Annotated in this window: 26 protein-coding genes; 12 read left to right on the top strand and 14 right to left on the bottom strand. The window is 65.9% G+C overall.

Features of this window, described 5'->3' with window-relative positions; all coding sequences use genetic code 11:
- The first annotated feature begins 87 nt into the window (after positions 1–87).
- The 8 genes from WIMU1_RS26610 (at position 88) to WIMU1_RS03010 (ending at position 6704) form a co-directional block, all read left to right on the top strand.
- Positions 88–540, top strand: coding sequence for an ATP-binding protein (locus WIMU1_RS26610; protein WP_062795085.1), 453 nt, complete (start codon positions 88–90; stop codon positions 538–540).
- The gene (locus tag WIMU1_RS03040) at positions 537–1775 is read left to right on the top strand and encodes a glycoside hydrolase family 26 protein (protein WP_245969138.1); all 1239 of its coding nucleotides are present in this window, start codon (positions 537–539) and stop codon (positions 1773–1775) included. The genes WIMU1_RS26610 and WIMU1_RS03040 overlap by 4 nt, the downstream gene beginning before the upstream one ends.
- Positions 1776–1845: 70 nt before the next feature.
- Positions 1846–2784 (top strand): EamA family transporter, encoded by a 939-nt coding sequence (locus tag WIMU1_RS03035; RefSeq protein ID WP_062795084.1) that lies wholly within the window; start codon positions 1846–1848, stop codon positions 2782–2784.
- 47 nt (positions 2785–2831) lie between these two features.
- Complete coding sequence (locus tag WIMU1_RS03030; protein WP_062795083.1) at positions 2832–4103, top strand: Mur ligase family protein; 1272 nt, start codon at positions 2832–2834, stop codon at positions 4101–4103.
- On the top strand, positions 4103–4828 hold the full coding sequence (locus tag WIMU1_RS03025; RefSeq protein WP_062795082.1) for a type 1 glutamine amidotransferase: 726 nt from the start codon (positions 4103–4105) through the stop codon (positions 4826–4828). Before WIMU1_RS03030 ends, WIMU1_RS03025 begins: the two co-directional genes overlap by 1 nt.
- Complete coding sequence (locus WIMU1_RS03020) at positions 4797–5408, top strand: hypothetical protein (protein ID WP_062795081.1); 612 nt, start codon at positions 4797–4799, stop codon at positions 5406–5408. Before WIMU1_RS03025 ends, WIMU1_RS03020 begins: the two co-directional genes overlap by 32 nt.
- Positions 5408–5950: a hypothetical protein gene (locus WIMU1_RS03015; RefSeq protein ID WP_062795080.1), complete on the top strand. Its 543-nt coding sequence runs from the start codon at positions 5408–5410 to the stop codon at positions 5948–5950. Before WIMU1_RS03020 ends, WIMU1_RS03015 begins: the two co-directional genes overlap by 1 nt.
- A gap of 19 nt (positions 5951–5969) precedes the next feature.
- The gene (locus WIMU1_RS03010; RefSeq protein ID WP_245969140.1) at positions 5970–6704 is read left to right on the top strand and encodes a phosphoribosyltransferase; all 735 of its coding nucleotides are present in this window, start codon (positions 5970–5972) and stop codon (positions 6702–6704) included.
- A gap of 4 nt (positions 6705–6708) precedes the next feature.
- On the opposite strand, the gene WIMU1_RS03005 is transcribed toward WIMU1_RS03010, so the two are convergent.
- The 6 genes from WIMU1_RS03005 to WIMU1_RS02980 form a co-directional block, all read right to left on the bottom strand.
- Positions 6709–7266 (bottom strand): uridine kinase family protein, encoded by a 558-nt coding sequence (locus tag WIMU1_RS03005; protein WP_062795079.1) that lies wholly within the window; start codon positions 7264–7266, stop codon positions 6709–6711.
- 5 nt (positions 7267–7271) lie between these two features.
- Positions 7272–7883: a recombination mediator RecR gene (gene recR / locus WIMU1_RS03000; protein ID WP_023956577.1), complete on the bottom strand. Its 612-nt coding sequence runs from the start codon at positions 7881–7883 to the stop codon at positions 7272–7274.
- Between the two features lie 7 nt (positions 7884–7890).
- Entirely contained in the window at positions 7891–8211 is a 321-nt protein-coding gene (locus WIMU1_RS02995; RefSeq protein WP_174548705.1) for a YbaB/EbfC family nucleoid-associated protein, read from the bottom strand.
- Positions 8212–8215: 4 nt separating this feature from the next.
- Complete coding sequence (locus WIMU1_RS02990; RefSeq protein WP_062795077.1) at positions 8216–8626, bottom strand: hypothetical protein; 411 nt, start codon at positions 8624–8626, stop codon at positions 8216–8218.
- 12 nt (positions 8627–8638) lie between these two features.
- Positions 8639–9514 carry a pseudouridine synthase gene (locus WIMU1_RS02985; RefSeq protein WP_245969141.1) on the bottom strand — a complete coding sequence of 292 codons (876 nt, stop codon included), beginning with the start codon at positions 9512–9514 and terminating at the stop codon, positions 8639–8641.
- Between the two features lie 82 nt (positions 9515–9596).
- On the bottom strand, positions 9597–10037 hold the full coding sequence (locus WIMU1_RS02980) for an SRPBCC family protein (RefSeq protein ID WP_062795075.1): 441 nt from the start codon (positions 10035–10037) through the stop codon (positions 9597–9599).
- Between the two features lie 177 nt (positions 10038–10214).
- On the opposite strand from WIMU1_RS02980, the gene WIMU1_RS02975 reads away from it, so the two are divergent.
- A complete protein-coding gene (locus WIMU1_RS02975) occupies positions 10215–11627 on the top strand; it encodes an FAD-binding oxidoreductase (protein ID WP_062795074.1) in 1413 nt (470 codons plus the stop codon).
- On the top strand, positions 11624–12946 hold the full coding sequence (locus WIMU1_RS02970) for a class I SAM-dependent methyltransferase (protein ID WP_062795073.1): 1323 nt from the start codon (positions 11624–11626) through the stop codon (positions 12944–12946). Before WIMU1_RS02975 ends, WIMU1_RS02970 begins: the two co-directional genes overlap by 4 nt.
- 146 nt (positions 12947–13092) lie before the next feature.
- Here WIMU1_RS02970 and WIMU1_RS02965 read toward each other — a convergent pair whose 3' ends face one another.
- From WIMU1_RS02965 to WIMU1_RS02935, 7 genes are all read right to left on the bottom strand, one after another.
- On the bottom strand, positions 13093–15375 hold the full coding sequence (locus WIMU1_RS02965; protein ID WP_062795072.1) for a DNA polymerase III subunit gamma and tau: 2283 nt from the start codon (positions 15373–15375) through the stop codon (positions 13093–13095).
- A gap of 65 nt (positions 15376–15440) precedes the next feature.
- Positions 15441–16238 (bottom strand): ABC transporter permease, encoded by a 798-nt coding sequence (locus tag WIMU1_RS02960; protein WP_062795071.1) that lies wholly within the window; start codon positions 16236–16238, stop codon positions 15441–15443.
- Positions 16216–17127: a 2-aminoethylphosphonate ABC transporter permease subunit gene (locus tag WIMU1_RS02955; protein ID WP_062795070.1), complete on the bottom strand. Its 912-nt coding sequence runs from the start codon at positions 17125–17127 to the stop codon at positions 16216–16218. The genes WIMU1_RS02960 and WIMU1_RS02955 overlap by 23 nt, the downstream gene beginning before the upstream one ends.
- On the bottom strand, positions 17124–18284 hold the full coding sequence (locus WIMU1_RS02950) for an ABC transporter ATP-binding protein (RefSeq protein WP_084247972.1): 1161 nt from the start codon (positions 18282–18284) through the stop codon (positions 17124–17126). The genes WIMU1_RS02955 and WIMU1_RS02950 overlap by 4 nt, the downstream gene beginning before the upstream one ends.
- Before the next feature lie 2 nt (positions 18285–18286).
- Positions 18287–19345: a 2-aminoethylphosphonate ABC transporter substrate-binding protein gene (locus WIMU1_RS02945; RefSeq protein ID WP_062795069.1), complete on the bottom strand. Its 1059-nt coding sequence runs from the start codon at positions 19343–19345 to the stop codon at positions 18287–18289.
- A gap of 80 nt (positions 19346–19425) precedes the next feature.
- The gene (locus WIMU1_RS02940; RefSeq protein WP_084247971.1) at positions 19426–20106 is read right to left on the bottom strand and encodes a phosphonatase-like hydrolase; all 681 of its coding nucleotides are present in this window, start codon (positions 20104–20106) and stop codon (positions 19426–19428) included.
- A 14-nt stretch (positions 20107–20120) separates the two neighbouring features.
- Positions 20121–21248, bottom strand: a complete 1128-nt coding sequence (locus WIMU1_RS02935) for a TIGR03364 family FAD-dependent oxidoreductase (protein ID WP_062795068.1) — start codon at positions 21246–21248, stop codon at positions 20121–20123.
- 98 nt (positions 21249–21346) lie between these two features.
- Between WIMU1_RS02935 and WIMU1_RS02930 the strand changes: the two genes are divergently transcribed.
- Positions 21347–21871, top strand: coding sequence for a hypothetical protein (locus tag WIMU1_RS02930; protein WP_062795067.1), 525 nt, complete (start codon positions 21347–21349; stop codon positions 21869–21871).
- On the top strand, positions 21868–22575 hold the full coding sequence (locus WIMU1_RS02925; protein ID WP_062795066.1) for a GntR family transcriptional regulator: 708 nt from the start codon (positions 21868–21870) through the stop codon (positions 22573–22575). Before WIMU1_RS02930 ends, WIMU1_RS02925 begins: the two co-directional genes overlap by 4 nt.
- Before the next feature lie 20 nt (positions 22576–22595).
- Here WIMU1_RS02925 and WIMU1_RS02920 read toward each other — a convergent pair whose 3' ends face one another.
- Entirely contained in the window at positions 22596–23909 is a 1314-nt protein-coding gene (locus WIMU1_RS02920; RefSeq protein WP_062795065.1) for a glycosyltransferase 87 family protein, read from the bottom strand.
- Between the last annotated feature and the right edge of the window lie 27 nt (positions 23910–23936).

Genomic DNA, 23936 nt, shown 5'->3' with positions numbered 1-23936 from the left:
CGGTTGTGTGAGTGATCCGGGCCACTCATTCGGGGGCTCTCCACCGCATTCGTGCATAGTTCGCGAGCGACTGGGTAGGCAAAGACCATGTCCCTACAACCGGTAGCAGACTCATATGACGACACCGCGTTCAGCCGTCCGGACGTGCCGGCGACCGCTGCGGGAGCCAGCCACCTGCGTCAGGAGTTCGGACGATGGCTCAACGAGAACTTCGCGATCTCGGACGAGCACCTGTACGCCATTGTCCTGGCGGCATATGAGGCTCTCGCCAATGCGGCCGAACACGCCTACGTCGGTGACCCGCACCCGGGGACCATGTCGATCGAGGCACGCCACTCCCCCTCGAGTGACCGCCTCTCGGTGACCGTGTCCGATCGAGGCAGATGGCGACCGCCCGCGCACAACCGCTTCCGGGGTCGGGGGATTCCGCTCATCCGAGCCCTTTGCGACCGGCCCGTGTTCGTCAAGGAAGCGTCTGGCACCACTTTGACTCTCGAGTGGGTCCAAGTGCGGGCATATTCGTTATCGTCAGCAGGGTGACGCTTCATCTCAAAACGTTCGGTCGCCGGCTCGGGTATTTCGTCAGGACGTTCTGGGCGCCGATCGCGGCGGGAGTGGTGGCGTTGGCCATCGGAGTCGGCAACATCTACGTGACCTCCGACTCGGAAGCCGACGACAAGGCAACCGACTGCGCGGCAGCGGTGTCAGAATCCGTGTCACCGTCCACAGGGGTCTGGTACGGCGCCAGTTTCGACTGGGAGAAGACAACGATCGCGGACTACTCGGAAAACCTCGGTAGCCATCCCGCGGTGACGGTGTTCTTCACCGAGATCCCCTACGACGATGCCGCGCGAGCCGACCTGAAACAGACCGTTGACACCGTCCGCGAAGACGGAAGAGTTTTGTTGCTGACAGTGCAGCCATCGGGTGGTCTGCGCACGGTAACCCCTGAGGTCGCCGAGGCCTTTGCCGCCGATCTCGCAGAGTTCAATGAATCCGGAGTCCCGGTTGTCGTCCGCTTCGCCCATGAGATGAACGGTTCCTGGTATCCGTGGGGTCAGCAACCGGCGCTCTACAAAGAGACTTTCGCTCGCGTCGCGACAGCCGTGCACGCCGCCGCTCCCGGCTCGGCAATGATGTGGGCTCCCAGTTATGCCGGTGGATATCCCTTCGCTGACGGTGAATACTCGCCGGCGCCCGGCACAGCCGAGTTCACAGACCTGGACAGTGATCGCAACGGACAGCTGACGCGAGAGGACGACCCCTACGCCGCCTTCTACCCCGGCGATGAATCGGTTGATTGGGTCGGGATGTCGCTCTATCACTGGGGCAACCGCTTTCCCTGGAGCGAGAACGAACTCGCCGAACCGAACAAGTTCGCACAGCAACTGACGGGGAGCTATGTCGGGGCAAATGGCGACGACACCGTGTTGCCCGACTTCTACGACGAATACGGCACCCAGCGGAACAAGCCGGTGGCGATCCCGGAGACTGCAGCTCTGTTCAATCCCGGCGAGCCCGAAGGTCCCGGCGCCCTCGCGATCAAGAAGTCGTGGTGGACCCAGATCTTCGCGCCCACGGTGCCCGACGAGTTCCCCCTGCTGAAGATGGTCAACTGGGTCGAATGGGACAGGTACGAACCCGAGGCGGACACGCAGGTCGACTGGCGGACGATGGCCGATCCGCCCATCCGTGCGGAGTTCACCGCGGCGCTGCCCGATTGGCTGGCATTCGGGCCGAATGAACCGTGTGGGCCGATCGCCACCAAAGGTTAAGTTCATCTACACAACCGATGCAGTTTAATTCGATTGAACTGAACCATCAATGGCCCCGAGAATTGTCCCCATGACACTCCGCGATCGCCTGCTGGCACTGACCGTCGTGGTGTTCTGGGGCCTGAACTTCCTCGCGATCCACGCCGGGCTCGAACACTTTCCGCCACTGTTCTTCGCGGCGTTGCGTTTTGCGGTGATGGCCATTCCGGTGATCCTGTTCGTACCGCGACCCGATGTTCCCCTGCGCTGGTTCCTGCTCTACGGATTCGGTTTCGGCACGCTGCAATTCGCTTTCCTGTTCCTCGCGATGGACCAGGGAATGCCAACCGGGTTGGCATCCCTGGTGCTGCAGTCGTCGGCCCCGTTCACGGTCATCCTGTGTGTCCTCCTACTCGGCGAGAAGATGTCGCTGCGACAGACGGTCGGGATCACCGTGGCCGTCGGCGGCATGGTGGTGATCGGCGTGGACCGCGCCGCACACGGGGCCTCAGCGGGATTGATCCCGGTCCTGCTCACACTTCTCGCCGGGCTCGGCTGGGCCTTCGGCAACATCGGGTCACGGCTTGCCCACCCCCGCAACGCCCTCTACATGGCGTTGTGGATGTCCGTGATCCCACCGATCCCGCTCTATGCCCTCAGCTTGGCTGTCGAGGGACCGTCCGCCGGGTTCGAGTCGATCGCCACGGTGGGAACACACACAGGCCTCGTGGCCCTCGGTGGCCTGGCCTACATCGTGGTTCTCGGCACCATCGGTGGCGCAGGGCTCTGGGCATACCTGATGACACGGCATCCGGCATCCAAGGTCGCACCGTTCTCGTTGCTCGTCCCGATAGTCGGCATCAGCGCGGCCTGGGCGATTCTCGGGGAGACACCGACGGCCTGGGAGTTGGTCGGCGGAGCAGTGGTGATCATCGGCTGCTTCGCGGGAGTGACCGGCGCCAAGTCGAAACCCGCCAAAGAGAAGAACGTCGAACCCTCGTCCACGGACGAACCGATGGCGGTCCCCTGACTTGCACATACGGCGGACGCCGCGCGGCATATGACAAACTCGCAGCCATGCGTGACGAGGACCGAAAGAGTTCCACAGGCTTGCCGATGCGGGCACGACTCGCCCTGCGAGCCGCTGCCACGGCGCGATGGGCGTCGCAGAAAACCGGTCGCGGCAAGGGCTCGATGATCGGCGGCCTGGTGGCCCTCAAGATCGACCCCACCCTGATGGCTGCGCTCGCGCGCGGGAAGCGATCGGTGGTCGTAACCGGAACGAACGGAAAATCGACCACCACCCGTATGACCGCGGCAGCGCTGGCCGATCTCGGCGAGGTGGCTTCGCAAGCCGACGGCGCCAACATGGACGCAGGCATCGTCGCCGCCCTGTCGTTGAACCGGCCCGCCGAGTGGGCTGCGTTGGAAGTCGACGAACTGCACGTCCCCCACGTGAGCGACGCCGTGAACCCCGAAGCGCTGATCTTGCTGAACCTCTCACGAGACCAGCTCGATCGGGTCGGCGAGATCAACATGATCGAGCGCCGGCTGCGTGACGGGATCGCACGGCACCCGGAGACCACCGTGATCGCCAATTGCGATGACGTGCTGGTGACCTCCGCCGCCTACGACGCACCGAAGGTGGTGTGGGTCGCCGCGGGCGCAGGATGGGCCGGCGATTCGGTGAGCTGTCCGCGTTCGGGTGAGCCGATTCTGCGTGACGGTTCGCACTGGTATTCCACCGGAACCGATTTCGAGCGGCCGGCCCCCGACTGGTGGTTCGACGACAAGAACCTCTACGGACCAGACGGTTTCGAGCACCCGATGACGCTCGCGGTGCCCGGCAACGCCAACCGCGGCAACGCAGCGCAGGCCGTTGCCGCGGCAGTGGCATTGGGCGCCGACCCCGTAAAAGCCATTGCCGCGGTGGGCACCGTCGGCGAGGTCGCGGGCCGATACTCGGTACAGCAGATCGGCCAACATCGCGTCCGCATGCTGCTGGCGAAAAACCCTGCGGGATGGCAGGAGGCGATGGCGATGATCGACCAGGACGCCGACGGCCTGGTCATTGCCGTCAACGGTCAGGTGCCGGACGGCGAGGACCTCTCGTGGCTGTGGGACGTCCGTTTCGAAGCATTCGAGAACATGCAGGTGGTCGCTTCCGGCGAACGCGCCACCGACCTCGGTGTCCGGCTGATCTATGCGGGCGCCGAGCACACCACCATCGGTGATCCGATGGCCGCCATCGAGTCCTGCCCGCCCGGCCGGGTGGAGGTACTCGCCAACTACACCGCTTTTCGCGACCTCAACAACGCACTGGCGCGCGCGCAGAAGGGAATTCGCTGATGTCCGACTCCACACTGCGCATCGGACTGGTACTCCCCGATGTGATGGGCACCTACGGCGACGGCGGCAACGCCCTGGTGTTGCGCCAGCGCGCACGCATGCGAGGCATCGAGGCGGAGATCATCCAGATCAACCTCACCGATCCCGTGCCCGAATCACTCGACGTCTATACCCTCGGCGGCGCCGAGGACTACGCACAACGGCTGGCCACGCGACACCTGACCAAATACCCGGGCCTGCAGCGCGCGGCAGAAACAGGCCGGCCCGTTCTCGCCATCTGTGCCGCCATCCAGGTACTCGGGCACTGGTACGAGACATCTTCCGGTGAGCGCGTCGAGGGGATCTCGATGCTCGACGTGACCACCACACCGCAGGACAAACGCAGCATCGGCGAGCTGATCACCGAACCGTCACCGGCCTCCGGGCTCACCACCCCACTGACGGGATTCGAAAACCACCGCGGTGGAACCACTCTCGGGCCGGACGCCCACGCGCTGGGCAAGGTGAAGCACGGCGTCGGCAACGGCGCGGGCGAGAAGGTGGAAGGCGTGGTGCAGGGTTCGGTGATCGGAACCTACATGCACGGCCCCGCCCTGGCCCGCAATCCCGAGCTGGCCGACATGCTGCTCGCCCGCGCACTGGGCGTCGAACAACTCGATCCACTGCCGTTGGCAGAGGTCGATCTGCTGCGCCGTGAGCGCCTTGCCGCGGGCCGTCGAGGGTGAACGACTCCAGACCCCGGCACCGATGACATCTCCCCGGTCCACGTCCACATCACCACATCCGGGCGGCCAACGCCGCGCCGCTCCTGCGTTGTTCGCCGTCGCCCTGGTGGTGGTCGCAGTGGTGGTCACCGCAACGTGGATGATCACGTGGTCGGTTGTGGGCGAAGACGATTCGCCCACCAGCGCTCCTACCGCGTCTACCACCGTGTCGAACGAAGACACCATCCTCGACACGGTGCGCGCCACCACGGAATCGATCTACAACTTCACCCCTGACACCATCAGATCGACGATGAAGTCCGCGCAGGCCCTGCTCTGTGGAACGGCCCTTCAGGAGTGGAACGACACCGCCGATTCGCTGCTGCAGACGGTCACCACCACCGGCCGCAGCCTGGTGACCAGCAATGCGCACTACGGCATCGCCCGGCAAGATGCGGAGTCGGTGACCGTGCTCGCGGTCTTCGAGGTGTCCGCGAGTCAGGACAACTCCGAACCGGCCCCCATCGAACCCGCTGCCATCGAGTTCACCGTGAGCCGCTCCGCAATCCCCCTGTGCGTCAACATGATGAAGGTGCTGTGATGACGGACCCACATGTGCGCCCGACCCGTCCGCCCGGGTCACACCGCCGCCTCCGACTGCTACTGGTCCTCGGGGGCGTGCTGATCGTGCTCGTGGCACTCACCGCCGTCGTCGCGACACTCACCGCTCCCGACAACGGTGACGACGAGACACGGTCACCGACGACGCCGGCCGGCCCGACGATCACCGATCAGCAGGCCCGCGACATCGCGACCGCGGTGACGCGCAGCATGTACGACGTCGGCCCGGCGACCGCGGACGGGCAGGTTGCGGTGTTCAAGGCGAACAGTTGTGGCGAGTTCGCCAAGAAGACGTTGCCTGACCTGATCACGTCCACCGACCAGCTCAAGACGCGTAATTCGTCGAGCACCCTGACCATCGATTCGATGGCGGTGGTGCCGCGCCCTGCGCCCTCTGCCCAAGTCGAGGTGATCGTGGCATTCTCGTGGGAGCAAGGTGACATCTCGGAGAATACGCGGGCGGTGTATCAGGTGGCCGACGAAGCCGGCCGGCCGTGCATCACCACCGCCCAGTTCTTCTAGCAACGCCGCGCCGGTGGAGATGTCGGCCGAGACCGAGCGTGAACGGGAGCAGGTGGACAGGCAGATGCGACTGCGACACAGCCGTGATGAAGCACGCGAGTTCTTGGATCGCCGTGCAGCAGGCCGCGCTCTCGGCGACCAGCTCAAGTTCGGCGAACTCGAGCTGGCCGACCGCAGCGACGTCCTCGTGCTCGGGCTGGCCCGCGGAGGCGTGCCGGTCGCCTGGGAGATCGCCTATGCGCTCAATGCCCCACTCGATGCGATGGTGGTCCGAAAACTGGGGGTACCCGGACGCGAGGAGCTCGCGATGGGCGCGGTGGCCTCGGGCGGCGAACCGGTGCTCAATCATCGGATGATCCGCGAATTCGGTGTCAGCCGCGACGACGTCCAGCGCGTCCTGGAGACCGAGACCCGGGAGCTGATGCGCCGCGAAAAGGTCTATCGGGAGGGGCGCCCACCCGCCGAGGTGACCGGCAAGGTTGTCATCCTCGTCGACGACGGACTGGCGACGGGGGCCAGCATGCGTGTGGCGGTCGACGCGGTGCGCAGCCGCCGGCCCGCACAGGTGATCGTCGCCGCCGGCACCGCACCTGAGTCCACCTGCTCGCTGCTCACCGGGGCCGCCGACGAAATCGTCTGCGGCGCACTACCTGACGACTTCACGGCGGTCGGGCGGTCATACCGCGACTACACTCAGGTGTCCGACGGAGAGGTGCAGGAGCTGCTGCGCACCCCGACGACCGAACCAGACTGACGGGTCAGACCGATTCCGGCGCGAACTCGGGTACCACTTCACAGTGCTCGCGGGTGCGGTCGACCGCGAACCAGCCGCGCTCGAAGTTCTGCCAACGGATCAGGTGCCGGCGTTCGTCCTCACCGTCGCGGGCGACCGCTCGTTCCAGACGTTCCGATTCGTCGCCGCCATCGAGCCACAGCGCCCTGGTGAGCTGCCTGCGAACCGGCGCACGAGCACTGGACACACCCTCGATCACCAGCAACGGCTCCCATCTCACCCAGACGCGAGGACCGGTTTCGGGACGGCCGTCCCGCCACACCCGCGGGTGGTAGCGGAAGTCGTGTCCACGCCAGTACGACCGGATCACCTCTTCGTCGAGCTCGGGCCACCAACCGACCGGGTCGTCCCACGTCGCGAAGTCGTCGGTACGCACCAGCACCGCCGGGGTCCCGACATCGTGGAGCACGGCCATCAATCGGTCCGCGAACGTCGACTTGCCCGCGCCGGACGGGCCGTCGATGGCCACGATGCCCGACTTGAGTTGCCGGGCGAAATGTTCGATCCACGCGTCGTCGACCATGAGAGCTACGTCAGGATCCGGCGACCGGACAGTGCCCGCCCGAGCGTCAATTCGTCGGCGAACTCGAGGTCGCCGCCCATCGGCAGACCCGACGCCAGCCGGGTCACCGACAGACCGGGGAAGTCCCGCAACATCCGTTGCAGGTAGGTCGCCGTCGCCTCGCCCTCCGTGTTGGGGTCGGTGGCGACGATCACCTCGCTGACGTCCACGCCATCTTCCTGATTACCCAAGCGACGCAACAACTCTCGGATCCGCAGTTGGTCCGGGCCCACCCCGCCGAGCGGGTCCAGGGCCCCACCGAGAACGTGGTAGCGGCCGGTGAACTCCTTGGTTCGTTCGATGGCCTGCACGTCCTTGGGCTCTTCGACCACACATATCTTGCTCGCATCACGCCGGGCATCACGGCAGATCCGGCAACGCACCTGCGCCGACACGTTGCCGCACACCTCGCAGAAGACGACGTCGTCGCGGACGTGCACCAACGCGGCGGTCAACCGGTCGATGTCGCCTGCCGGAACGGCCAGCAGATGGAACGCGATCCTCTGGGCACCCTTGGGACCGAGCCCTGGCAGCTTCGCCAGCTCGTCGATCAGATCCTGGATCGGTCCTTCATACACGGGTCAGCTATCCACCCAGACCGGGGAACCCGCCGCCCAGGCCGCCGAGTCCGCCGGCGAGCGGACCCATCTTCTGCTGGGTGAGCTCGTCGCGTTTGCTGTTCAGATCGGCAAGAGCACCGACGATGAGATCTTGCAGGGTCTCGACGTCGTCGGCGTCCACGACCTTGGGGTCGATGGTCACCGCGGTGACCTCGCCGGTGCCGCTACCGGTGACCGTGACGAGCCCTCCACCGGCGGTTCCGGTGACCTCGGCGGCGGCGATCTGTTCCTGCGCGGCCAGCAACTGCTGCTGCATCTGCTGAGCCTGCTGCAGGAGTCCGGCCATCGGGTTATCTGGTTCCACTGCTGTCCTCTGTCTCATAGGGCTGATCGGGGTCTTCGGGCCTGATCGGGCCGTCGGGCGGGTTGTCTTGCGGGCGCATCATGCGTTCGAGATGAGCAGCAATGCTGTCGATGGTATCGCCGCCCGCCGACTCGGCCTCGAACCGCAGTCGCGCGTTGCCACCGAACATCATCGACGCCTTGGGTGTCAGCGCGAACTGGAACTCGTCGCCGACCCGTTGCCACGCGGCGATACCCCCTCGTACCGGCGGCCCGACCCCGGCACTGATCTCGTAGCCGTTGTCGCCGGCGGGGAGGTCGCGCTGGACCTGGAAACAATCCCCACTCTCGTCGTCGAGGAAGAGCACCACCTCGCAACGCAGGTCCGGGTAGCGGTCGTAGGAGACGATGATTGCCACTCGGTTCTCCTCTCAGAGCAGTTCGCGGGTACTGACGAAGCGTCGCAGCTCGCCGCTGAACGGGTCGGTGAACTCGACAGAGTAGGCAAGTAGGCGAAGCGGATCGGAGAAATCACCGCGGTCCGGGGCTGCGGCCACGTCGGGCCGGACCTCCGGGTACAGCGGGTCTCCGTCGATCGGGACACCCAAACCCGCCATGTGCAGTCTGAGCTGATGTGTGCGACCGGTCTGCGGCCTCAGCCGGTAGACCCCCCGATCGTGCGAGGCGCTCAGGAGATCGATGGTCGAGACAGCGTTGACCTCCCCAGGTTCCACCCGAGCTCGCAGGTCGCCGGCGTCTTTGAGGATGCGGTTGCGAACGGTGACCGGCAATTGCAGGCCGGGGTGGATCGGTGCGCGGGCACGGTATTCCTTGTTCACCGCACGGTCGGCGAAGAGCTGTTGGTAGGGGGCGCGCGCTTGCGGGCGCACGGTGAACATGAGCACTCCGGCCGTGAGCCGGTCCAGCCGGTGCACCGGGCTGATCGATGGGTTGTCGAGTTCTCGGCGCAACCGGACCAGTGCGGTCTGCACCACGTGCGTTCCCCGAGGCATCGTCGCCAGATAGTGCGGTTTGTCCACGACCACCAGATCGTTGTCCTGATGGATGATCGGCAGGTCGAACGGTATCTCCGTCTCCACGGGCAGGTCGCGGTAAAAGTAGACCGGCCGTCCGATCTCGGCCGGTGCAGCCAGATCGACGGGTTCACCACCGATGCCGAGCACCTCACCGCGCTCGGCCCGGGTCAGCAGATCGTGGAGCGTCAGGCCCTCACACGCCGGTGCGGCCAGCATCGCCTCGCCGATCGTGCGATCAGCGGAACGCAGAACGACCCGAGTGGGGTCCACACCGTCGCGCAATGGGAGCGGCGCTGGTTTGCGGTGTCGCACTCGGGTCGTCTTCTGGAAGTCGTTCTCGGCGCGATCCGGCTCAGACGCGTTCGACGTGCGACTTGAGGTTGCCGAGCAGTTCGGCCTGGATCTTCGCCAGTCCCTTGGGTGCAAACGTCTTCTCGAAGAATCCGCCGATACCGCCCGCTCCCTGCCACGTGGTGGTGGTGGTGACCTTCGAGCTGGCCCCGGAGGCATCGACCTGATACGTGGTCACCATCGACGAATTGACGTCGGTCTCGGTGACGGTGGAGCCGACCACGCCCACGCGGGCCTGGACGTTGCGCGAGCGCTTCTTTGTTGCCTGGAGGGTCCAGGAGGCGACGGTGCCTGCGCCGACGCCACCCTCGACGACCTTGTAGTCGCGGTACTGGCCGGGGAGGATGCTGGGACGCACCGTCTGGTAGTCGGATAGTGCCGCGAGCACCTTCTCCGGCGCGGCATTGATGACGATCGACTCGGATGCGGTTACCTGTGCCACGAGATATCACCTTTCGGTTGTTGGTAGGTGTCACGTCGAGCCTGCCAGAACGCCATCGGATGACTTCGCGCGGCGCAGCCGGCCCGTGCGGAACCGAACAACGGCAAATCGGTCATGTGGTGGGTGAGCTGGCAACTACTGGACGAGGGTCCTAGGCTCTTAGGCGTGTCGCGGGTAATGGGTTCCGAAACAGGGCGAGAGGTTTTCGACGAAGGCGTCGAGAGGTTGCTGGCCAGCTACCGGGCCATCCCGACCTCTGGCCGTGTCCGGCTGGCCAAGAAGACGTCGAACCTGTTCCGCAAGCGGGCGAAGAACCCTTATCCCGGACTGGACGTTTCCGGGCTGGACCGGGTGATCTCGGTTGACCGGCAGGCCCGTACGGCCGACGTGGCCGGAATGTGTACGTACGAAGAACTTGTGGCGACGACGCTGAAATATGGTCTGGCGCCCAAGGTCGTTCCCCAGCTCAAGACCATCACCTTGGGCGGCGCGGTCACCGGCCTCGGCATCGAGTCGACTTCTTTCCGCAACGGACTCCCCCACGAATCGGTACTCGAGATCGACATCTTGACCGGAGCAGGCGAGATCGTCACCACCTCGGCCACCAGTGAGAACTCAGATCTTTTCTTCGGATTCGCCAATTCTTATGGCACACTTGGCTATTCGACGCGGCTACGCATCGAGCTCGAGGAGGTCGCGCCCTACGTCGAGTTGCGCCACGTACGGTTCACCGACGTCGACAGCCTGCAGTCCACGATGAACGACATCGTCGAGCAGGGCACCTACGCCGGCGAACGCGTCGACTATCTCGACGGTGTCGTGTTCTCCGCCACCGAGAGCTACCTCGTTCTGGGCGCGCAGACGAGCGTGCCGGGCCCGGTCAGTGACTACACCGGCGATCAGATCTACTACCGGTCGATCCAGCACAGCGCCGATTCCACTCCCATCCGCGACCGGCTCACCATCGCCGACTACCTGTGGCGCTGGGACACCGACTGGTTCTGGTGCTCGCGGGCATTCGGCGCGCAGAACCCCCGCATCCGCCGTCTGTGGCCAAAGCCACTGCTGCGCAGCAGCTTCTACTGGAAGTTGATCGCGCTCGACCACCGGTTCGACATCGGCGACAAGCTCAATGCCCGCAAAGGTCGACCGCCCGGCGAACGGGTGGTCCAGGACATCGAGGTCCCGATCGAGCGCACCTCCGAGTTCGTCCACTGGTTCTTGGAGAACATCCCGATCGAGCCGATCTGGTTGTGCCCGCTGCGACTTCGCGACCCCTCCCCCGCCGGTGCCGACGCACACCGCCCGTGGCCGCTGTATCCCCTCGAGCCCCACCGCACCTACGTCAACGTGGGGTTCTGGTCTGCGGTGCCCAAACGCGAGGACAAGCCGGAGGGTTACGCCAACCGGCAGATCGAGATCAAGGTCTCCGAACTCGACGGACACAAATCGCTGTATTCCGAGTCGTTCTATGGCGAAGAGGAATTCGATCAGCTCTATGGCGGTGAGCCCTACCGCCTGCTCAAGAAACGTTACGATCCCGGGTCGCGGTTACTCGACCTGTACTCAAAGGCGGTGAAGCGGCAATGACAACTGTGAAGAACAACGAGGTGCCCGGGTCGGTGGTCGGGCCGAAACTCAGCCTGGCCGAGGTGGTGGAGGCCGTCGCGGGCGGCGATCTGCAGATCAGCGTCACCGCCTACGACGGCAGTTCGGCCGGCCCGGCCGATGCCGAGTACGGGCTCGAACTGCTCACCCCGCGGGGTACCCGCTATCTGGCCACCGCACCCAGCGACCTCGGGTTGGCCCGCGCATACATCGCTGGCGACCTCTCGCTGAAGGGGTGCCACGAGGGCGACCCCTACCCCGCATTGCGAGCGATCTCCGAGGACGTGCAGTTCTCCAGGCCGTCGGCCCGCACGCTGGCACAGATCACCCGGTCACTGGGACTCGAGCATTTCAAGCCCATCACACCCCCGCCCCAGGAGCAGCTCCCCCGGTGGCGCCGAATCGCTGAGGGTTTGCGGCACAGCAAGACTCGTGACGCCGAAGCGATCCACTATCACTACGACGTCTCGAACACCTTCTACGAATGGGTGCTCGGGCCGTCGATGACGTACACGTGCGCCTGCTATCCGAATCATGAGGCGAGCCTGGAAGAGGCGCAGGACAACAAGTATCGCCTCGTGTTCGAGAAGCTGAAGCTCAAGGCCGGCGACCGACTGCTCGACATCGGCTGCGGTTGGGGTTCGATGGTGCGGTACGCGGCACGTCGCGGTGTACACGTCATCGGCGTGACCTTGTCGGCCGAGCAGGCCCAGTGGGCACAGCAGGCAATCATCGACGAGGGTCTGAGTGAGTTCGCCGAAGTGCGGCACAGCGATTACCGCGACGTCACCGAAAACGAGTTCGACGCGGTCTCGTCCATCGGATTGACCGAGCACATCGGTATCCAGAACTACCCGTCGTACTTCAAGTTCATCCGCAGCAAGCTGCGTGATGGCGGAATCCTGCTGAACCACTGCATCACCCGGTCGAACAACGTGAGCCGAGGCAAGGCCGGACCGTTCATCGACCGCTATGTGTTCCCCGACGGGGAGTTGACCGGCTCGGGCACCATCATCTCGGCCATCCAGAACATCGGTGCGATGGAGGTGGTGCACGAGGAGAACCTGCGCGAGCACTACGCGATGACCCTTCGCGACTGGAACAAGAACCTGGTCGACCACTGGGACGAGGCAGTCGAAGAAGTGGGCATCGGCACCGCGCGGCTCTGGGGTCTGTACATGGCCGGATGCCGGATCGGATTCGAGCGCAACATCATTCAGCTACATCAGGTTCTCGCGGTGAAACTGGACGACAAGGGCGGCAACGGCGATCTGCCGCTGCGCCCGTGGTGGAATGCCTGATCTGACCTGACCCTCCGGTTCCCCGCCGCCTCCAGAAATTCGCGCCGGCTACCGACGCACGCGCCAGTTGCAACCGGCGCGTCCGCCGGTAAATGGCGCGAATTTCTGGGAACCGGTCGGTGTCGCGCGTCCCGCGGCAGCGAAGGTCAGGTGATCGGGCGGGCGCCCAGCTCGGTGGCAAGGAGTTCGATTGCCACCTGTTCGGGATCCTGTCGCGGATCCGGCGTGGAATCTCTTGCCGTGGCGATCATCTCGTCGCGTTCGGCATCGGTGAGGTCTTCGTCGTCAACGGGCTCGGGTGGTGCTTGTACCGGTTCAGGTTCGGGTTCGGGCTCCGGTTCGGGCGCGTCACCCGAGGCGCTCGCGGCACCCGCGCCGCGGCTCGGGCGGACATAGGGCGCCTTCGCCTCGGGCTTGCGGGTGCTCCCAGGCGCGGCGGCCTGAGGCTTGGCGGTGTCTGCGGGCAGCGACGCCGCCGCGTGCACCGAGATCTCCCAGCTACCACCGAATACTTTCGACATCGCTCCGGTGAGCACTTCGACCGCATGCGGAGAGCTGAGCCGCTGCACGAGTGGCGCGGAGTCGTGACTGAGCACAAGCGTGGTGCCGTTGACGCCGCGAACCGTGGCGCCGGACAGCATCACCTCGGTGACCTTGTTGGCGGTGCGGACCTCGGTGCGCACTTCCTGCCACTTCGCCTGCACCGCAGCGAGATCAGGGCCTCCGGCGGCGGGAGCTCCGGCAGGCTCGGCAGGCGCTGCAGCCGACTCGACAGCGGGTTCCGGCTCGGGCTCGTAGTCGGGTTCCGGCGGTAGTGGGACGTCCGCTTCATCGGGGACGGACACCGCTGTGTCGACGGGCGATTCGGCCGCGGGGCCGGCAGACGGTTCGGGCGTGCGGACGACCGGCTCGGGGGCTGCAGCCGGCTCCGGAGCAGGGGCCGACTTCGCGGTTGGCGTCCGCTGGGGCGCCGGGGCCGGTTCCGGCGTCGGGGTGGGTTCGGGAGCCGGGGCCGGTTCCGGCGTCGGGGTGGGCTCGGGAGCCGGGGTGGGTTCTGGGCTCGGTGCCGGTTCCGGCGTGGGAGTGGGTTCAGGCGCAGGGGCCGGGATCGGCGCGGGTGCGGGAACCGCCGCCGAAGCGGCCGCGGGAGAGGTTGATTCGGCCGAACCCTCGGATTGTTTGCGCTGTGACGCGCGGACGAACTTGCTCGGAGGCGGTTCCGCGGGCGCCCCTCCCGATGAGGAGCCGAGGGGTGCAGCCGGAATCGCCGCGCCTCCCGCCAGCTGCGCCTCGATGCGCTCGATCCGTTGCAGCACCGCAGACTCGGCGTCGGACGCCGCCGGAAGCAGCATCCGGGCACACATCACCTCGAGCAGGAGCCGCGGCGACGTGGTTCCTCGCATCTCACCGAGCGCGTCGTGCACGGTCTCGGCGAAACGCGCCAACGTTCCCGGCGCCAGCTTGGCCACCTGCTCGGTCATCCGCTCGACCTGGTCGTCGGGCGCTTCCACGAGTCCGCGCTCGGCGGCGTCGGGTACCGCGTCCATCAGGATCAGGTCGCGGAGACGTTCGAGGAGGTCGACAGCGAATCGGCGCGGGTCGTGGCCGGCATCGACAACCGACTCGATGGTTCCGAACAGCTTCGCCCCGTCGTGGTCTGCGAGGGCGTTGACGGCGTCGTCGATCAACGCGACGTCGGTGACACCGAGGAGGGTCAGTGCGCGTTGGTAGGTGACGCCTTCCGCCGACGCCCCGGCCAGCAGCTGATCCAGGACGCTGAGCGAATCACGGGGTGAGCCACCGCCGGCACGGATCACCAGGGGGAACACCGGCGGCTCCACCGTGACTTTCTCGCTGGCACAGATGCGTTCGAGCAGGGTACGCATCACGGCCGGAGCCAACAGGCGGAACGGGTAGTGATGGGTGCGCGAGCGGATGGTGGGCAGCACCTTCTCCGGCTCGGTGGTGGCGAAGACGAAGATGAGGTGCTCGGGTGGTTCCTCGACGATCTTGAGCAAGGCGTTGAATCCCGCGTTGCTCACCATGTGCGCCTCGTCGATAATGAACACCCGGTAGCGCGACTCCGCCGGCGCATAGAAGGCCTGATCGCGGAGTTCGCGGGTGTCTTCGACACCGCCATGGCTGGCGGCGTCGAGTTCGATCACGTCGAGATTGCCGGGGCCACCCGGGGCCAGGGCCACACATGACGAACACACCCCGCATGGGGTGGACGTCGGCCCTTGTTCACAGTTGAGCGACCGGGCCAAGATGCGCGCCGACGAGGTCTTACCGCAACCACGCGGACCGGAGAACAGATACGCGTGATTGATGCGGCCGGAGTCGAGCGCGCGACCGAGCGGCTCGGTGACATGTTCCTGCCCGACGACCTCGGCAAAGGTCGCGGGTCGATACGTCCGGTAGAGAGCCACGGTGGCAGCCTACCGGCGCGGTCCGACGTTCGGCACCGGCGCCCGAAGACGGTGGTCACCGGACATCAACGGGCAACGACTCGACCGCGGATCCTGCCCAACGCGAGGAGAGCCACCAGCGTGACGACGAGCAGAACCGTGGTGCAGGCGGCGGCAGAGAACACCTGGCCACGATCGGACAGGCCGAAGATGGTCACCGGAAGCGTTTTCCAGGTGGCGGGGTACACCATCACGGTGGCCCCGAGCTCACCCATCGACAGCGCGATCGCCAGGCCGGCGGCGGCGCCCAGTGCGGGCAACAGCAACGGCAGGGTGATGCGGGTGAGCACACGCACCGGCCCGGCCCCCAGCGACTCCGCCGCTTGTTCGTACGCGGGATCGAGTCGCTCCAGCGCCGCCGACACCGCGCTGAAGGCAAAAGCCAGGACGAGCACGGTGTGCGCCACGATCACGATCCATTTGGTGCCGCCCAATGGGACCGGCCCGGCGTTGAACGCGATGAGGGTTCCCAGCCCGACAACCACCGAGGGGATCGCGATCGGCAGGTGGAACACGGCGTCGGTCATCCGGCGGAGCCAGGTCGGGGTCCGTCGAGCGGCGATGGCCGCCCACGCGCCGAGCAGCAGCGCGATCGCACCGGAGATCACGGCGGTCTGCAGGCTCACCGAGAGACTGGCGAGTTCGTCGCCCGACATCGCCTGGTCGAAGTGGGTTGTCCCGAGGTCGCTGGGCAGAGGTCCGGTCCACGACCCTGCCAGCGCGGCGAGCACCACCGTGGCGATCGGCGCCGCGAACACGGTCAGCACCACAATCGCGAACACGGTCCAGACGATGGCCTTGCTACGGCTTGTCCACAACAACATCGGGTTGTCCTTTACGTCCACTCAGCAGTCGGGCGAAGATGAGGCGATAGGTCAGGTAGAGCGTCAGCGACAGCACCACCTGAACCGTGCCGATGACGGCGGCGCCCGGCAGATCGAAGGTGACGATTCCCCTCGTGTAGATCAGCACCGGCAGTGTCACAACATCTTTGGCTCCGGTGAACAGCACTATGCCGAACTCGTTCAGCGTCAGCAGCAGCACCAGGCTGCCACCGGCCATCAAGGCGGGCCACGCCTCGGGCATCACGACGGTGCGCAGTACTCGCCAGGGCGAGGCGCCGAGACTGGCCGCGACATCGAGCTGTTCACGCGAGACGAGGGCAAAGGCGGCCAGCAGAGGACGGACCACAAACGGTGTGAAGAAGGTGATCTCGGCCGCGATCACCCCCGCGGGTGTGTTGAGAAAATTGACCAATGCGGTGTCGCGTCCGGTGATCTCCATGATCAGGGCGTTCAGAGCGCCTGCCGTTCCGTAGAGGAAGGTGAAGGCCAGGGTGATCAAGAAGGACGGCAAGGCGAGCACGGTGTCGATGAGCCTGCCGACGACCCGCGATCCAGGGAACGGCACGAACGCGAGCACCACTGCCACGAAGATCCCCAGAATCAGGCACCCGGCAGTGGAGCAGATGGCGATCTGGGCCGTCCGCAGCAGAGCGGTGCGGAAGATCTCAGATCCGAGGACTCCGCTCCATGAGCTGGTGCCTGTTCCTTCGGTCGAGCTGAGGAGCACACGGATCAGCGGATAGACCGCGAAGAGGGCAACCACCAGCAAAGGTGTTGCGGTCCAAGCGATGCGTGACCAGTACCCCTCGGCCCGACGGGGAGGCGACGCCGGTGGCGAGGTGCGGTCACGCTCGAGCGTTGCGGTCATCGCGCGGCGTCCGCCGGCACCAGTGTGCCCGCCTGAGCAGGCAGGACCACGCCGACCTCCGCACCGGCGGGGTGCCGGGAATGTCCGGGGACGTCGGCTTCCACCAACACGTCCGGCAGTCCGTTGATCGACAGCGACAGACGCGTGGACGCGCCACGCCACACCTGCGTCGCGACCCTCGCCCGCAACGCGCCGCGCGCCGTGGGTGAACCCACCGTGAGGGTGTGCGGTCGAACGCACAGGTACGCGTCGGAGCCGGGCGGCCACGCAGTCGAAGCAGGCGCATGCGCGCTCAGCGTGAGGTCTCCGACGGTGACCAATGCCGCTGAGCCGCTGACCCTTCCGACCTTGCACGGAATGAGGTTTGCCCCACCGAGAAATGCTGCGGTGAACGTCGTCGGCGGGCGGTTCCAGAGGTTCTCCGCCGTGTCGACATCGATCAGTCTGGCATCACGCATCACCACAATCCGGTCCGCCAAGGCCAGCGCCTCGCTCTGGTCGTGGGTCACATACAGCATCGCGGTGTCCGGCAACGCGTCCCTCAACCGCTGCAATTCGCCGAGCATCGATTGGCGCAGTTGGGCATCGAGAGCCGCGAGCGGCTCGTCCAGCAACAGCACGTCCGGCCGGATGGCCAATGCCCTGGCTATCGCCACCCGCTGCTGCTGACCTCCGGACAGTTCTTTCGGCAGACGGTTGACATACTCGGACATACTCACCATGGCAAGCGCCTCTGCCACACGATCTTTCAGCTCGCCGCCACGAACTCGCCGGGCCCGGAGACCGAATGCGACGTTGTCACCCACCCGCATGTGCGGGAACAGCGCATACGACTGGACGACCACACCGATCCCCCGCCTGGCCGGCGGGAGGTCGGTGACGTCGCGATCGTTCAACCGCACCCGGCCCGAGGAGGGGCGGACGAACCCGGCCAGCGCCTTGAGCGCGGTCGATTTGCCCGACCCACTCGGCCCCAGCAGAGCCACGGTCTCACCCTTGGCCACCCGTAGGCTGAAGTCGACCAGCGCATCGGTCGCCTTCTTGCCGCGACCGTAGGTGACCGTCACGCGGTCGAAGCTGATGGCCGGAGCCGTCGAGGTCTTCGCGAGCGCATGTGCTGAGAGCGTCCTCGAACCGGCTGCGATGGGGTCGGTCATGATCAGTTACCGGTGGCCTGCTGATAGGCGGCGATATCGGCGTCGAGGTCGGCCAGCACCGCGTTCCAGTCCGGATTCCAGATCTCGACTCCCTCGATCGCCTTCGCGGGGGTGGGCCCGCCGTCGCCGGCTCCGGGCTGCACGTCGGTTCGTACCGAGACGCCCATTGCTGCCTCGCCCACGCCGTTCTGGACGTCCTGCGAGAGCAGGAAGGCGAGCAGTTGCTCTGCTTCGTCGGCGTGTGGCGCTCCCTTGGTGACGCCTGCGACGTAGGGCAGCGACACGGTGGTACGGGTGCCGTCGGCGGCTGCGGGGAAGAACAATTCGAACTTCGATCCATCGTCACGGATCGACGCCAGGTTCATCTGCACGTCGCCGTTGGCCACCAGGAGTTCGCCATTGCTGACCTTGGGCTGGAGTTTCCCGGTGGAACTCGACGGCCCGACGTTGTTTGTCTGCAGCTTCTTCAGATAGTCCAGGGCGCCTTGTTTCCCGAGGAGATGCTGCAGGAGCAGGAGCACGGCCGTACCGTCACCTGCTTGACCGGGTGTGGAGTACTGGATCTTTCCCTTGAACCGCGGATCGAGGAGGTCGTCCCACGTCTGGGGTGGGGGCTCGGCTCCCGGATTGGCGATGAAGGTGAGGTAATTGTTCACCACGGACACGTATTTGTTTGCCGGACCGATACCTTCGGGTGCCACACCGGTGGTGTCCACATCGGTTTCCACCAGCAGCCCATCGGCGTCGGCCTTCTGGATGAACGGAGGCAAGGTGACGAGCAGGTCGGCCTGCGGGTTGGATTGCTCCTTCTGGACCCGGGAGACCACCTCTCCCGAACCTGCCTCGACGACGTCGACCGCTATGCCGGTGTCGTCGGTGAACTTCTTGAACTCGGACTCGTACCAGGAGGCGAGTCCGTCGGCACTGTAGACGGTGACGGTCTTGCCGTCTGTGCTCGACGAACCGGTGCCGCCGCACGCGGCGGTGAGTGAAATCGCAACAGCAGCAGCTGTTATCGCGATGAGTCGGGACGGGTGGGGGTGACGCGGCTTCATGCGCATTGCTTTTCCTTGGGTGTCGTGTGGTCGCGTGAGGGCTGGGGATGATTCGTGAGGTGAAGCGATCGACATGGCAACCCGGCTCAACCGATCAGGAGGTCGGCGAAGTCGGCAACCGTCGGGACGAGGTGAGTCGGTTCTGCGGCACGCAATTGGCCTTCGTCATGTGCCCCCGTGAGCGTCCCTGCCACGACGCGGGCCCCGGCGCGATGCCCGCTCACTATGTCGTTTGCGGTGTCGCCCAACACCGCAACCTGGCGGACATCGTCGATCTCCAAGCGGAGCAGAGCGGTCAAGATGAGGTCGGGGTAGGGACGCCCGCGCCCGGCTTCCGATGGCGCCAGGGTCAGATCCGCGATCGACTCCCATCCCAGGGCTTTGAGCAACCGGTCTTTGGTGGGCTTGCTGAAGCCGGTGGTGAGCGCGACCTTCACGCCCCCTTCACGCAGGCGTCCGATGGCTGCCGCCGCGCCGTCGATCGGGGCCGCAGCGCCACCGTCGATCAGCGCGTCATATGCCTGTTCGAATGCCCGATTCGCCTGTTGTGCCAGGTCTTCCGAGTCGACCAGGGCGCGGAAGACGGTGATCTTCGACTGCCCCATGGTGTCGATGACGTATTGACGGGCCGCTTCGTGCTCCGGACCCGAGTCGGGGATGCCGGCCGCCGAAGCCGCCGCGTCGAAGGCTTTCATCACGAGGCCGTCGTCGGCCACCGTGGTGCCTGCCATGTCGAGTACGGCCAGGCGAATCGAGTTGTCGCTCAATGTTCTACGTCCCTTCAAGAGTCGATGAGGTCGATGGTTTGTTCGCCGATGGCCGGACCCAGGGTCATCCCCCGGCCTCCTGGACCAGTGACCACCCAGATGCCGTCCGCAACCTGGGTGCGGTGCACGATCGCCTCTGGGTCGACGCACTGCGAGTACACACCCGCCCAGCGGCGCACGACCGGCGGTAGCTTGCGTCCGAGAAATCCCTCGACCACGTCGCTGAGCAGCCGGTAGGGGTCCTCGGCGACGTCGAACCCGAACGGTTCGGCGTACTCGTGCGTGTCGCCGATGGTCAGGCCGCCGTGCAGTCGCTGAACACACAGCAACTGCATCTTGTGGGTGTCGGCAATCGGATTCTGCGGCTGCGTGTTCCGGAGACGGTCGAGGTTCCCCCCCGCGAATGCCGGGTAGTAGCGGAAGCTGTCCGCATCCGCGATCGCCGTGGTGAGCGTTTCGCCCAACGGCGCTGTCTGCATCATCTGCAACCGCACCCGGCGAACCGGCATGTCCCCGGCCAGTTCTCGGGCCAGACCGCCATGCGCCGCCCCGGGGCACACGATGATGGCGTCAGCGGTGTGCGTCCGGCCCCTGTCATCCCGGGCACTCACACCAGATCCCGTGCGCTCGACACCACGGATCTCGGTGCCTGCCTCGAACCGATAACGTCCGGACTCCGACAAGTACGCGCGTAGTGCCGGAAGTGCCTGTCGCGACTCGACTGCGGCGTCGCGGGAACAGTACAACCCGGCGATGAAGTCGCCCCGCAACGCCGGGTTCTTCCGCACCACGTCGTCGGGGGTGAGGAGTTCGAAGCCGCGGGCGGTGGCATCTGATCTGCTGACCATCTCCTCGGCCACCGAGAGTTCCGCCGCGGTGCGGACCAGAGTGATCGATCCGATGTCGCGGAACCCGACATCCGTTACCAAGCCACCGATCTCGGCCCAGAGGTCACGGGAACGCTGGGCCATCGACAGTTCGGCCGACGACCGCCCCGACACCCAGACAAGGCCGAAGTTCCGGACCGTGGCGCCTCGCGCCTCCGCTTCGCGCTCCACGTGAAACACTTCATGTCCGCGCCGCAACGCGGCCCACGCATGGGCAGTGCCCAGGATCCCACCGCCGACGATCATCACTCGCATGACGTTCACCCTGCCCGATTGGTCTAGACCAATAAAGGACCAATGCGCGAACTTCGGGTTAACAATTGGTATAGACCAATTGAGGCTATGCTGGGGGCATGGATTCGATCGGGGAGACCGAGGCCGTATTGCGATCACTGCGGGGCGTGTGGGACGAAGAGGCCGTGGACGAACTCGACCACGCATTGCAGGCGGCCCACCTCGCCACCATCGACAACGCCGATGACGAATTGACCCTGGCCACAGCACTTCACGACGTCGGCCACAGTCCCCTGCTCGGCGCGGCCGCCGCCGAACATCATGACCGGGCAGCAGAACAGTGGCTGACGCCGCGTTTCGGACCCCGTGTGGGTTGGCTCGCCGGAGCCCACGTCGCCGCCAAGCGCCATCTTGCCGCGACCGCCTCCGGGTATGCGGGAACGTTGTCGGGTACCTCGATCCACTCGCTACGGGCACAGGGCGGTGCGGCGGTCTCCGTCGCGTACCTCGAGGACCCTCGCTGGCCCGATGCGCTTCGGCTGCGCCGGTACGACGACGCCGCGAAAGTGCCCGGCGCACCGATGATGTCGATCGGTGACCTGCTCGACGTCGCCCGCCGCGTCGACAGTCGGTTGCCGTCATGACCGCACAGGAGCGCGTTCCCAAGTACTACCTCGTGCGCACCGAGCTCGAACAGATACTGGCCAAGCTCACCGAAGGTGACACGGTGCCACCCGAGCGCGAACTCGCCGAGCGGTTCGAGGTATCGCGAGAGACCGTCCGCCAGGCTTTGCACGAGCTGTTGGTCGAGGGCCGCATCGAGCGCCGGGGTCGCGGAACCGTGGTGTCCGCACCCAAACTGGTTCAGCCACTGTCGCTTCGGTCCTACACCGAGGGCGCCCAAAGTCAGGGACGAGTCCCCGCCCGCCTGTTGGTCACCTGGGAGGACGTGCCCGCCGACGCCGAGATGTGCGCCGACCTGGAGGTGCCCGCGGGGTCGAAAGTGATGCATCTGCAGCGCGTGTTGCTCGCAGACGGCGCACGTCTCGGTCTGGAGAGCACGTACCTACCGAAAACCCGGTTCGGTTCTTTCACGGAGACGTTCGACCCCAGCACGTCGCTGTATGCGGCCATCCGCAATGCGGGTGTTGTCTTCGGGAGCGCCCTGGAACGGATCGAGACCGTGCTGCCCTCCCCCCAAGAGGCACGGTTACTCGAAACCACCACGGCCATGCCCATGTTGCTGATGCACCGGCGTTCCCTGGATACCGACGGTCGGCCGATCGAGAGGGTGCGGACCGTGTATCGCGGCGATCGGATGGCGTTCGAGGCGATACTCCGCGAGTGACCCGTTCCGATGTCGGGCAGCTAACGACGGGCGACACCCCTGACCCGCACTTCGCCCGGGCCCCAGACGGCGATGCACAACACCGCGGTCACGCCGAACACCCACAGGTAGGGCTCGGCGGAAAACCATCGGAGCCAGTCCGGGAACGGCGTCATGAACATGCCGGTGCCGTAGAAGGGCTTGAAGCCCATGGCGCCTCCGGGGAGGTGATTGCGCCAGATGAACACGGCGGTGAAGAGCGCGGGCGGAGCGAGGCACAACAATCCGGCGAGTGGTCGCGACCCGGCGCGCCACGCCGCGATGGGCAGGTGCACCGCGAACACCAGCAGAGGCACGAACCACACCCAGTGATGGCCCCAGCTGAACGGTGACACTGCCGCAGTGGTCATCCCGGTCAGGCACAGGGCGAGCAGCTCCTGGCCCGCACGGTGCGCCAGCCAGGCCGCGCCGATCCCGAGGACCACCGCGAGTGCAGAACACGCAATCCACAGCACGTTGCTGGGCGTGGTCGTATCGAACACCGTGGCCAGGGCGCCCTTGATCGACTGATTGCTGGGAGCGTCTGTGGGTCCGACGCGGTCGGAGTTCACCACCCGGGCGGTCCAGTAGTTCCACGACTGCCGGGGCGTCGCGAGGAAGCCGATCAGGATCGTGGCGCCGAATGTCGCGATCACCACGACCACCGCGCGCCACCGTCTCGTGACGGCGAGGTAGACGACAAAGAATGCGGGGGTCAGTTTGATGCCCGCCGCGACACCCACACCGATGCCCTTGAGCCGACTGCCATCTGGCCGAAGCAGGTCCCACAGGACGATCGCCATCAAGAAGACGTTGATCTGCCCGTACCAGATCGTGGTGCGGACCGGCTCCATCAAGGTGACGGCGCAGACCATCGACGCGGCCACGATGGCCAGCGACCAGCTCATCTCGTAGCCCAGACTCCGGAACGAGGCCACGATGACCCAGTACAGGGTGACGAAGATGAGGCCACTCCACACGTCCACGGCCATCTCGGCGCTCATCCAGCCGAAAGGCTGGAAGACGATGGTCGAGAACGGGGTGTAGGTGTACAGCAGGCCGTTCCGGAGCATCGGCAAGTCGTAGAGCTGCCGGCCGTGCAACAGGTGCTGGGCCCCGGCGCGGTACACGTCGAGGTCGACCTGGTTCTTGAACAACCCGAAGATGGGGGCGTCCAGAGGAATGAACCGGACTTGCACGAGCAGCGCAATGGCCGCGCCCACCACAAACGCGATCAGCAGAAGTGGGTGACTCGGAAATCGCTGCTGTGCCCTCGTGTCGTCCGTTGTCTCAGCGCGCGCTTGATCCGCTGTCACCCATTACTCCTCACCCCGTGTCCAGGG

Source organism: Williamsia muralis NBRC 105860, from assembly GCF_001598915.1.
GTDB classification, from domain to species: Bacteria; Actinomycetota; Actinomycetes; order Mycobacteriales; family Mycobacteriaceae; genus Williamsia; species Williamsia muralis.
Note: the sequence above shows the minus strand (reverse complement) of the source record. Positions and strands in the feature narration are given on the sequence as shown.

What these genes read in the sequence shown, in the direction of transcription:
- WIMU1_RS02950 (WP_084247972.1), bottom strand. Translation starts at nt 18,284, where the DNA reads ATGACCGACCCCATCGCAGCCGGTTCGAGGACGCTCTCAGCACATGCG.
- WIMU1_RS03010 (WP_245969140.1), top strand. Translation starts at nt 5,970, where the DNA reads ATGTCGGCCGAGACCGAGCGTGAACGGGAGCAGGTGGACAGGCAGATG.
- WIMU1_RS03035 (WP_062795084.1), top strand. Translation starts at nt 1,846, where the DNA reads ATGACACTCCGCGATCGCCTGCTGGCACTGACCGTCGTGGTGTTCTGG.
- WIMU1_RS02955 (WP_062795070.1), bottom strand. Translation starts at nt 17,127, where the DNA reads ATGACCGCAACGCTCGAGCGTGACCGCACCTCGCCACCGGCGTCGCCT.
- WIMU1_RS02945 (WP_062795069.1), bottom strand. Translation starts at nt 19,345, where the DNA reads ATGCGCATGAAGCCGCGTCACCCCCACCCGTCCCGACTCATCGCGATA.
- WIMU1_RS03015 (WP_062795080.1), top strand. Translation starts at nt 5,408, where the DNA reads ATGACGGACCCACATGTGCGCCCGACCCGTCCGCCCGGGTCACACCGC.
- WIMU1_RS02995 (WP_174548705.1), bottom strand. Translation starts at nt 8,211, where the DNA reads ATGGCCGGACTCCTGCAGCAGGCTCAGCAGATGCAGCAGCAGTTGCTG.
- WIMU1_RS26610 (WP_062795085.1), top strand. Translation starts at nt 88, where the DNA reads ATGTCCCTACAACCGGTAGCAGACTCATATGACGACACCGCGTTCAGC.
- WIMU1_RS02925 (WP_062795066.1), top strand. Translation starts at nt 21,868, where the DNA reads ATGACCGCACAGGAGCGCGTTCCCAAGTACTACCTCGTGCGCACCGAG.
- WIMU1_RS02930 (WP_062795067.1), top strand. Translation starts at nt 21,347, where the DNA reads ATGGATTCGATCGGGGAGACCGAGGCCGTATTGCGATCACTGCGGGGC.
- WIMU1_RS03025 (WP_062795082.1), top strand. Translation starts at nt 4,103, where the DNA reads ATGTCCGACTCCACACTGCGCATCGGACTGGTACTCCCCGATGTGATG.
- WIMU1_RS03005 (WP_062795079.1), bottom strand. Translation starts at nt 7,266, where the DNA reads ATGGTCGACGACGCGTGGATCGAACATTTCGCCCGGCAACTCAAGTCG.
- WIMU1_RS02960 (WP_062795071.1), bottom strand. Translation starts at nt 16,238, where the DNA reads ATGTTGTTGTGGACAAGCCGTAGCAAGGCCATCGTCTGGACCGTGTTC.
- WIMU1_RS02975 (WP_062795074.1), top strand. Translation starts at nt 10,215, where the DNA reads ATGGGTTCCGAAACAGGGCGAGAGGTTTTCGACGAAGGCGTCGAGAGG.
- WIMU1_RS03030 (WP_062795083.1), top strand. Translation starts at nt 2,832, where the DNA reads ATGCGTGACGAGGACCGAAAGAGTTCCACAGGCTTGCCGATGCGGGCA.
- WIMU1_RS02970 (WP_062795073.1), top strand. Translation starts at nt 11,624, where the DNA reads ATGACAACTGTGAAGAACAACGAGGTGCCCGGGTCGGTGGTCGGGCCG.
- WIMU1_RS02935 (WP_062795068.1), bottom strand. Translation starts at nt 21,248, where the DNA reads ATGCGAGTGATGATCGTCGGCGGTGGGATCCTGGGCACTGCCCATGCG.